This is a genomic window from Halorubrum sp. Eb13, assembly GCF_002252895.1.
In the GTDB taxonomy this organism is placed as follows: Archaea; Halobacteriota; Halobacteria; order Halobacteriales; family Haloferacaceae; genus Halorubrum.
This window is the reverse complement of sequence record NZ_NHPE01000062.1, coordinates 42260-51615: the sequence shown is the minus strand read 5'-3', so window position 1 is coordinate 51615 and position 9356 is coordinate 42260. Positions and strand designations below refer to the sequence as shown.

The 9356-nt window shown below is 67.1% G+C and carries 9 protein-coding genes; 8 read left to right on the top strand and 1 reads right to left on the bottom strand.

Features of this window, described 5'->3' with window-relative positions:
• The 7 genes from DJ75_RS07075 to DJ75_RS07045 form a co-directional block, all read left to right on the top strand.
• A partial coding sequence (locus DJ75_RS07075) for a FlaD/FlaE family flagellar protein (protein WP_094523813.1) occupies positions 1-1257 on the top strand: 1257 nt, incomplete at its 5' end.
• Positions 1247-1720 (top strand): flagellin, encoded by a 474-nt coding sequence (locus tag DJ75_RS07070; RefSeq protein WP_094523812.1) that lies wholly within the window; start codon positions 1247-1249, stop codon positions 1718-1720. The genes DJ75_RS07075 and DJ75_RS07070, both read left to right, overlap by 11 nt.
• On the top strand, positions 1721-2218 hold the full coding sequence (locus DJ75_RS07065) for a flagellar protein G (protein WP_094523811.1): 498 nt from the start codon (positions 1721-1723) through the stop codon (positions 2216-2218).
• 1 nt (position 2219) lies between these two features.
• Positions 2220-2972 carry an ATPase domain-containing protein gene (locus DJ75_RS07060; RefSeq protein WP_094523810.1) on the top strand — a complete coding sequence of 251 codons (753 nt, stop codon included), beginning with the start codon at positions 2220-2222 and terminating at the stop codon, positions 2970-2972.
• Between the two features lie 110 nt (positions 2973-3082).
• Positions 3083-4756: a type II/IV secretion system ATPase subunit gene (locus DJ75_RS07055; protein WP_094523809.1), complete on the top strand. Its 1674-nt coding sequence runs from the start codon at positions 3083-3085 to the stop codon at positions 4754-4756.
• Positions 4757-4784: 28 nt separating this feature from the next.
• Complete coding sequence (gene flaJ, locus DJ75_RS07050; protein WP_094523808.1) at positions 4785-6521, top strand: archaellar assembly protein FlaJ; 1737 nt, start codon at positions 4785-4787, stop codon at positions 6519-6521.
• A 135-nt stretch (positions 6522-6656) separates the two neighbouring features.
• On the top strand, positions 6657-6866 hold the full coding sequence (locus DJ75_RS07045) for a molybdopterin-binding protein (protein WP_094523807.1): 210 nt from the start codon (positions 6657-6659) through the stop codon (positions 6864-6866).
• A 131-nt stretch (positions 6867-6997) separates the two neighbouring features.
• On the opposite strand, the gene DJ75_RS07040 is transcribed toward DJ75_RS07045, so the two are convergent.
• Positions 6998-7936 carry an NAD(P)-dependent oxidoreductase gene (locus DJ75_RS07040; RefSeq protein WP_094523806.1) on the bottom strand — a complete coding sequence of 313 codons (939 nt, stop codon included), beginning with the start codon at positions 7934-7936 and terminating at the stop codon, positions 6998-7000.
• 115 nt (positions 7937-8051) lie between these two features.
• Between DJ75_RS07040 and htpX the strand changes: the two genes are divergently transcribed.
• Positions 8052-8921 carry a zinc metalloprotease HtpX gene (htpX, locus tag DJ75_RS07035; protein ID WP_094523805.1) on the top strand — a complete coding sequence of 290 codons (870 nt, stop codon included), beginning with the start codon at positions 8052-8054 and terminating at the stop codon, positions 8919-8921.
• The last annotated feature ends 435 nt before the right edge of the window (positions 8922-9356 follow it).

Sequence of the window (9356 nt, the reverse complement as noted above, 5' to 3'; positions counted from 1 at the left end):
GACGAGGACGTCGCGAACGCGGACGCCGACGGGTTCTTCGACGACGAGATGCTCGACGACGACTTCGACGACGGCGGCGACGAGTTCGGCGAGCTGGACGGGGAACCGGACGACGACCACACGGACGACGGCGACTCCGCCGACGCCTCGTCCGAGACCGCGGCGGCGGACGAGGGAGACGACATGAACGACGACGGAAAGAGCTTCAGCGAACTGAAAGAGGAGTACGACGCCGGGGAGGCCGACTGGGCCGACGAAGAGGGGGGAGACGGCGACGCGGCCGCCCCCGCGGACGAGGACCCGTTCGACGACGGGGACGCCTCGTTCGACGACGACCTCGGCGACGAGACGGATCCCTTCGACGACGACCTCGGTGACGAGACGGACCCGTTCGACGACGGGGACGACTCGTTCGACGGGGAGCCGGCGACCGACGCAGACCCCGCGACGAACGGCCACGAGCCGGACCCCGAACCGGAGCCGGACCCCGAACCGGAGCCGGCGGCCGACCGCACGCGCGGCCGACAGCCCGGCGGCGATCCGGCCGAGGCGAACGGCGGCGGCTTCGAGTACGTCGGTGAGGACGACCTCTCCGGGAGCCGCGGGAAGCCGTACCTCACGGAGCTCCCCGGCGACTACGTCGGCGACCTCCTCGTGATGGAGTGGCTGGAGTTCCTCGTCTCGGAGAGCGACGTCACCGATGCGGTGCGCGCGATCAACTACTACGAGCGCATCGAGTGGGTCGGCCCGGAGGCCGCCGCGCGGCTCCGCGACTTCCTCTCCGGCTTCGGCACGATCGACCGCAACCTCGTCGACCGACCGGGGACCGATCGACTGGTCCGGGAGCACCACACTCGTAGCCTCCGGTACGTGACGCAGCTCAACGGGACGAGCGGACACCTGCTGCTGCTCGACCGGTGGGACGACCTCGCCGGGGGCTCGCTGGTCGGCGGCGGCGCGCCGCGGGTCGGCGGGCGAGACCACGGGCGGGACCGACGCGAGGAACGCGGCGGCCGGCGTCGAGACGGCTCCGAGGGGCGCCGGCACGACGGCTCCGAGGGGCGACGCGCGAACGGCCACGGCGACGCTGAACGGCGGGACGAGCGGTCGGGACGCGCAGAGGGGCGGACGGACCGCGGCGGCGAGCGACCCGACGGACGCGAGCGGAACGGCGGCTCCCCGCGTCCGATGAACGACCCGAACCCGCGTTCCGACCGCGCCGACCCGGCCGACGGAGGGTGGGGAGATGGGCGTTAGCGTCTCCGCGTCGACGGCCATCATCGTCGCGGGGCTGTTCTTCGCGTTCACCGCGTTCTACCCCGTCGCGGCCAACGGCTTCGACCGCGTCACCGACGCGCAACAGGGGATCCAAGAGCGCTCGCTGGAGCGGCAGAACACCGAGTTCGCCGTGACGAACGCGACGTACGACGACGGCGCGGACGAACTGGTCGTCAACGCCACCAACGACGGCTCGGTCGGGCTGGTCGCGAGCGACGCGACGCTGGTCGTCGGCAACGAGTACGTCGACGTGGGCGGACCGAACGCGACCACGACCGTCGACGGCGACGGCGACACCGAGCTCTGGCTCGGCGGCGAGACGCTGACGGTGACGGTCGACACGACGACCGTCGACACCGCGATTACGACCGGGAGCGACCCCACTCGTGTCGTCCTCGTCGTCGAGTCCGGCGTCCGCGACGCGGCGGAGGTGAGCGCGTAGATGGCCAGCGTACCGGTCTCTCACCTCATCCTGTTCATCGCGAGCCTCGTGATCGCCGCGGGCGTCGTGGGCACGATCACGACCGGCGTCGACCGGGTGAGCGCGGCCGTCGAGGACGCCGGGATCGACGCGACCGAGCAGCTCCGGACCGACGTGACCGTCATCTCCGACGCGAGCGCCGGGGTGTACAACGAGAGCGGGAACGAGAACGTGACGCTGCTGATAAAGAACACCGGGACACAGCGCCTCAACCCGGACGGCTCCGGCGTCGACGTCGTCTTCGACGGCGCCTACGTCCCGCCGAGCGCGACGGAGGGCGAGCTCGCCTCCGCCGGAACGGGCGCGGCGTGGAGCCGCGGGGACGTCCTGCGGCTCACGATCGACACCAACCGGCTGGGCGAAACGAGCGACGGTCTTGACCCCGGAACGGACCACCGCGTGTACCTCACGGTGAACGGCGACGAGGAGCTGTTCCAGTTCCGCACGGAGGCCAACTGACATGCCTCGCACAGACAATCTGCTTTCCATCGGACTCGGCGAACGCGACCGCTTGAATAAGGAGCTCGGTGGGGGGATCCCCCGCGGCAGCATCGTCCTCATGGAGGGCGACTACGGGGCCGGGAAGAGCGCCATCTCGCAGCGGTTCGCGTACGGACTCGTCGAGGAGGGAGCGTCTGTCACGATGATGTCGACGGAGCTCACCGTCCGCGGGTTCATCGATCAGATGCACTCGCTGGAGTACGACATGGTGAAGCCGCTCCTCCAAGAGGAGCTGCTGTTCCTCCACGCCGACTTCGACTCGGGGGGCGCGTTCTCCGACGGCGACGGCGAGCGGAAGGAACTGCTCAAGCGGCTGATGAACGCGGAGGCGATGTGGAACTCCGACGTCATCTTCCTCGACACGTTCGACGCCATCTTCCGGAACGACCCGACGTTCGAGGCGCTCGTCCGGAAGAACGAGGAGCGGCAGGCCGCCCTGGAGATCATCTCCTTCTTCCGCGAGATCATCTCGCAGGGGAAGGTCGTCGTGCTCACTGTCGACCCGTCGGCGGTCGACGACGAGGCCATCGGCCCGTTCCGCTCGATCGCCGACGTGTTCCTCGAGCTGGAGATGATCGAGGTCGGCAACGACATCCGCCGGCAGATCAACGTGAAGCGCTTCGCGGGGATGGGCGAACAGGTCGGGGACACGATCGGGTTCTCTGTCCGGTCGGGTACCGGAATCGTCATCGAGAGCCGCAGCGTGGCGTGATGACGCCGCCCGCCCGCGACGGACCCGCCGTCCCGCGCGGGCGGGACGCGAACGACGGACCGCTCGCGACGGCGCGCGCGGTCAGGACCCGCGGAGGCGGCGAGTAGACCATGACCGAACACGGAACCGCGAAACCGTCGGAAGAGCTCCGCAAGGCCGCCATGCGGCGGCCCCACCTCCGGGAACACCTCCGGGAGTTCAAGCAGATCACGGGGGAGTTCCCGCAGTTCATCGAGGAGCCGAAAGGCGAGTACGAGTCGAACCGCCCGAACGTCATCTACCCGGTCGGGGGGCCGATCTACAGTCACATCTACGGCGACCTCGGACAGGACACGAAGTACTACGCCATCGAGCCGGAGATCACCGGTACCCAGGCGGAGGTCCTCACAGAGGTCAAGAACCGCCTCCTCAGGACGAGCGGTCAGCACACCGCTCCCGACAGCGAGGCCGAGTACGACGACCTCATCGAGGAGCTGTTAGAGGAGGTCACTCACATCGACGGGCAGAACGAGGGCATCCGAGGGAACCTCTCGAAGGTGCTGAACATGGGGAAGCTCTCCGTCACCGAGGAGACGTACGAGAACATTCGCTACCGGCTCAACCGCGACATCGTCGGACTCGGACCGCTCGAGCCGATAATGCGCGACCCGGCCAACGAGGACATCCACGTCATCGGCCCGAAGGAGTGCCACGTCGATCACGGCACCTACGGGATGTTGGAGACGACCGTCGACTTCGGGACGCCCCAGGAGTTCGACAACTGGCTCCGCAACATGGGCGAACGGATGGGCGACCCGCTCTCCGACTCCGACCCCATCGTCGACTCGACGCTGCCGGACGGGTCGCGTATCAACATCATCTACTCCGACGACGTGTCGCTAAAAGGCTCCTCGCTCACGATCCGGCAGGGCGACGAAGTGCCCCTGTCGATCAACCAAATCACCCACTGGGGAACGCTCTCGCCGCAGCTGTCGGCGTACCTCTGGCTCTGTCTGGAGAACGAACAGACCGTGTTCGTCGTCGGGGAAACGGCGTCGGGCAAGACGACGACACTGAACGCGATCCTGTCGTACATCCCGGACGACTCGAAGATATACACCGCGGAGGACACCGCCGAGGTCATTCCCCCGCACAACACCTGGCAGCAGCTGCTGACCCGCGAGGGCGGCGACGAGGGCTCCTCCGACGTGGACATGTTCGACCTCGTCGCCGCCGCGCTGCGGTCGCGGCCCGACTACATCATCGTGGGCGAGGTCCGTGGCGCCGAGGGTCGTATGGCGTTCCAGGCGGCTCAGACGGGTCACCCGGTCATGCTGACGTTCCACGCGTCGGATATCGTCTCGATGATCCAGCGGTTCACCTCCGAACCGATCAACGTCCCCGAGACGTTCATGGACAACGCCGACGTGGCGCTGTTCCAGAACCGCGTGAAACAGGGCGACGACGTCCTCCGCCGCGTGACGAGCGTTCAGGAGATCGAGGGGTACTCCAAGGAGATGGAGGGGGTCGTCACCCGGGAGGTGTTCAGCTGGGACCCCGTCGAAGACGACATCGTGTTCCAAGGGATGAACAACTCCTACGTCCTCGAAGAGCAGATCGCGACGCTGCTCGGCTACGCCGACACCCGCGACATCTACGACGACTTGGACTTCCGCGCGGAGCTGATCGAGCGGATGATCCAGGAGGGGATCATGGGGTACCACGAGGTGAACGAGGCGATCAACTCCTTCCAGCGCGACGGCGTCGAGGGGCTTCCCTTCGACATGCACCGGAACGTCGGGTGAACCGACCGATGAGCGAGGCTGACGTGTAATGGCGGTGAAACAGGTCGGAAACGGGCTCGCGACCGCGGCCGAGCTGACCTCGGCCGTCATGGAGTCGTACGATAAACTCGACATCTCGAAGCGGAAGTACGTCGGGCTCGTGTTGATCCCGGCGCTGCTCGTCTTCGCCGCGAGCGTCGTCGGCCTGTTCGCGCTCCCGCTCCCGTTGGCGGCGCGGGTTCCCGTCCCGATGTTCGGGGGGCTGGTGTTGGTGGCGGCGGTGATCTACCCGAAGATCTACCTCTCCAGCCTGGAGAACCAGATCGACAACCAGCTCCACCTCGTGATGACGCACATGACCGTGCTGTCGACGACGAACATCGACCGCATGGAGGTGTTTCGGACGCTCGCAAAGGAGGAGGAGTACGGGGTCGCCGCCGAGGAGATCGGCCGCGTCGTCCACCTCGTCGACACGTGGAACCAGAGCCTCGACGACGCCTGTCGCCGGCGCGCCGAGGAGGTGCCCTCAGACGCGATGGCCGACTTCTTCGACCGCCTCGGCTACACGATGGGGGCGGGCCAGTCGTTAGAGGAGTTCCTCGTCTCAGAGCAGGACGTCATGCTCGCGAAGTACGAGACGGTGTACGAGTCCTCGCTGGCGAACTTAGAGGTGATGAAGGACCTGTACATGTCGATGATCCTCTCGATGACATTCGCCCTCGTCTTCGCGATCGTCCTCCCGATCCTCACCGGGAACAATCCGACCGCGACGGTGGCGGCCGTCATCGTCTTGTTCGTCTTCGTCCAGCTCGGCTTCTACGCGATGATCCGGGCGACCTCGCCGTACGACCCGATCTGGTTCCACCCGGACGAGCGCGCCCCGGGCGACCTGAAGCTGTGGGCGTCGCTCGGGGTCGGCGGCGGGCTCTCCTTCCTGATCATCGGGATCACCGCGGCCGGGATGTTCGGCTACGGCTCCGGGCTCCCCGGGCTGCTCTTCTTCGTCGACGACGTCCGGCTGCCGCTGTACCTCGCGGTCCCCATCTCGCCGCTCATCATCACGGGCGTCGTCCTCAGGCGAGAGGAACAGCAGATCACGGCCCGCGACGGCGAGTTCCCCTCCTTCGTGCGCGCGCTCGGCGCCACCGAGAGCGCCAAGCAGTCGACGACGACCGACGTGTTGACCACGCTGCGCGACAAGAACTTCGGCGACCTCTCGCCGGCGATCGAGCGGCTCTACCGCCGGCTCAACATGCGTATCAGCACCGAGGGGGCGTGGGAGCAGTTCACGTACGACACGCGGTCGTACCTCATCCAGAAGTTCTCCGAAATGTACCTCGTCGGCCGGCAGATGGGGGGAGACCCGAAGATGCTCGGCGAGCTGATATCGAAGAACATGAACGCCGTGAATCAGCTGCGCGAGCAGCGGCGACAGGCGGCGATGACGTTCATCGGCCTCCTGTACGGGATCACGGCGGCGGCGACGTTCGCTTTCTTCATCGGGCTGGAGATCGTCGCGATCCTGGCCGAGCTCACGGCCGACTTCGGGCTCGAGGAGATGGACATCGGCCAGATCGTTTACCCGGGCGCGTACGACATCCCGCTGATCGAGTACCTCCTCCTGACGGTCGTCCTCTTCAACGCCGCCCTCTCCTCGCAGATGATCCGGCGGATCGACGGCGGCAACCCCGCGAACGGCTACATCCACTTCGTGCTGCTGACGTGGCTCGGCGCGGCGACGGCGATCGCGACCCGGACGCTGGTGAACGCGATCCTGACGATTTAGGAGACGGGGCGGGCTGTCGTATATATATATACGTCGTTCTCGGCGGTACAGCGTGCGGCTCCGAGATCGCGGCCGTTCGTAGAGAAAGTTCGTTCTACCAACAGGTATTTTATGTACTGGTGATCTGGGAGCGATATGGCACTCAGTGCTCGCAACAGACTCACGGGAACAGTCAAGTCCATAAAAACGAACGACGTCATGGCAGAAGTGGTCATCGAACTGCCCGACGGACAGGCGATAGCGTCTACTATCACTCGGTCATCCGCCGATCGGCTCGATCTCGCCGAGGGCGACGAGGTTCAGGCTGTTATCAAGGCCAGCGAAGTGATGGTCAATAAGGATTGAAGCCGCACCCTCCGACTGAGAACCGTTCGAACTGCGGGCACCCACCAGTCAGTACGCGCTCCTCAGTAACCGGGGTTTCAGCGTTATCTCTGAAGACGGATTTCAACAGCGTCCAAGACTCCGTTCGGCGTCTATCGCTCGAACAGGACCGGCTCGGGGACGCCCTCGTCGGCCGCCTCGCGCCACGACCGACTCGGCGTCCACCCGAACAGCCGCTCGGCCGTCGCGACCGCGTAGGCGCCCCGCTCGTCGCCCTCGGCGAGCGCGCTCTCGTCGACGGCGCAGTCGTTCGGAATCGCACCGTACGACTCCCGCAGGAGGCCGAGTAGGGGCCGACCGAGCGCGTTGTCGGCGGCGACGCAGTTGACCGCCTCGTGGGTCCCCGGAGCCACCGCCGGGTCGGGCCCCGCGGTCTCCGCGAGCGCCGCCGCGACGAGGTCGGCGACGTCGCGGGCGTCGACGTACGACCAGAAGTTGCCGGCGCCGGCGTCCAGATCCCCGACGTACTCGTCGCTCCGACAGGCGTACGCGCCGGGGTACTGGATCCACGACGGCCGGATGGAGACCGCCGGGACGCCCTCGCGGCGCGCGACCGCGCCGGCGGCCGCCTCCGCCGTCACCTTCGAGAGCCCGTACGGGTCCTCCGGGCGGAGCGGGTGGTCCTCGGTGATCGGCAACTCCTCCGGAAACGGCGTCGGATCGGCGAAGAAGAAGCCGTACGCGCCGTCGCTCGACGCCTGCACGATCCGGGCGTCGACGCGACCGGCGGCGTCGAGGACGTTCTTCGCGGCGCGGACGTTCGTCTCGAACACGCGACCGTCGGGGTGGGTGCCCGCGACCGGGATCGCCGCCCAGTGGACGACCGCGTCGGGGTCGACCGCGTGGACGACGTCGAGCGCCTCGCCGCGATCGGCGAGGTCGGCCGCGCGGAACGAGACGTTCGGGACCGGGTCGGCGTCGAGGCCCGGGTGGTCGTAGTCGACGACGACGACCTCGTAGTCGCCGGCGAGTCGGTCGACGACCCAGCGCCCCGAGGCGCCGCGGCCGCCGGTGACGAGGACGGTCTCCATGCGGGCGGGTCGGCGCGGCGGCGGAAAAACGCACCGTCGTCCGGCGACCGAGCGGCCGCGGCGTCGCTCCGGGAACCCCGGCAGGCTTTAATCCGACGAACGGTAAAACTCGGGTATGGAATGGAAGACCGACTGGGGACTCCGTGGGCGGATGGCGTTCACGATGTTCCTCCTCTTCGCCCTCTACGTCGTCTTCGTCGGCGTGCTCACCGTATACTTCGGCGACTTCCTGTTCCCGCTGGTCATGCTCGGCGGGTTCGCGATCGCCCAGTACTTCTTCAGCGACAAGCTCGCCCTGCGGAGCATGGGCGCCCGCGAAGTGAGCCCCGACGAGTACCCCGACCTCCACCGGCGGGTCGAGCGACTGAGCCAGCAGGCCGACCTCCCGAAGCCGACGATCGCGGTCGCGGACACGCAGGTGCCGAACGCGTTCGCGACCGGCCGGAACAAGAAGAACGCGACCGTCGCGGTGACGACCGGGCTGCTCCGATCGTTAGACGAGGACGAGCTCGACGGCGTGCTCGCCCACGAGCTCGCGCACGTGAAGAACCGCGACGTGATGGTGATGACCATCGCCTCGTTCCTCTCGACGATCGCCTTCTTCATCGTCCGGTGGGGATGGCTGCTTGGCGGGAACAACCGTCAGGGCGCGCCCGTCATCGTCGCGGTGCTCGTCTCCATCGTCGTCTGGATCGTCTCGTTCCTGTTGATCCGCGCGCTCTCGCGGTACCGCGAGTACTCCGCCGACCGGGGCGCCGCGCTGATCACGGGGAAGCCCGGTGCGCTCGCGTCGGCGCTGATGACGATCGACGGGCGGATGGACCGCGTGCCCGAGGAGGACCTCCGCCAGGAGGCGGAGATGAACGCGTTCTTCATCATCCCGATCAAGGCGGGGTTCGTCGGCAAGATCGCCTCGACGCACCCGTCGACCGAGAACCGCATCGAGCGGCTCCGGGACCTCGAGCGCGAGATGGAGACGGCCTGATTCGGGCCCGGTCGCTCACCGCGGGACGGCGAGCCGGAAGCGATCCCCAAGGCCGCGGGCCGGAAGCGACCCTCCGCCGTTATCACTCGTCCGTCGGTCGACGAGACAGTCGAAGAGCCGGAGTCGCAACGCCGCCGTCGCGGCCGGAAATCCCTCCCGTCTCAGTTCGTATATGACAGACATTGGTATATCATTGTACTATTATGCGTTCGAATTCGTTGGGGCGTAAGTGACGGCGAAACAAAAAGATAGATCGGACGTGAGCGACACAGCTCGGATCGGTCCGTCGCGTTTTATAGGCCCGATACACGGTACTGAGACACTCACGGTGCGAACGGAGGCCGACGAGAGACGACTGGTGATCGCCGCCGGTCGTCGCTCTCCGTAGCGTTGCGAAGAGTGTTGAAAAGCGGCCGTTGGCGGTGAAGTCGTCGT

What these genes read in the sequence shown, in the direction of transcription:
- DJ75_RS07070 (WP_094523812.1), top strand. Translation starts at nt 1,247, where the DNA reads ATGGGCGTTAGCGTCTCCGCGTCGACGGCCATCATCGTCGCGGGGCTG.
- DJ75_RS07065 (WP_094523811.1), top strand. Translation starts at nt 1,721, where the DNA reads ATGGCCAGCGTACCGGTCTCTCACCTCATCCTGTTCATCGCGAGCCTC.
- DJ75_RS07060 (WP_094523810.1), top strand. Translation starts at nt 2,220, where the DNA reads ATGCCTCGCACAGACAATCTGCTTTCCATCGGACTCGGCGAACGCGAC.
- DJ75_RS07055 (WP_094523809.1), top strand. Translation starts at nt 3,083, where the DNA reads ATGACCGAACACGGAACCGCGAAACCGTCGGAAGAGCTCCGCAAGGCC.
- flaJ (WP_094523808.1), top strand. Translation starts at nt 4,785, where the DNA reads ATGGCGGTGAAACAGGTCGGAAACGGGCTCGCGACCGCGGCCGAGCTG.
- DJ75_RS07045 (WP_094523807.1), top strand. Translation starts at nt 6,657, where the DNA reads ATGGCACTCAGTGCTCGCAACAGACTCACGGGAACAGTCAAGTCCATA.
- DJ75_RS07040 (WP_094523806.1), bottom strand. Translation starts at nt 7,936, where the DNA reads ATGGAGACCGTCCTCGTCACCGGCGGCCGCGGCGCCTCGGGGCGCTGG.
- htpX (WP_094523805.1), top strand. Translation starts at nt 8,052, where the DNA reads ATGGAATGGAAGACCGACTGGGGACTCCGTGGGCGGATGGCGTTCACG.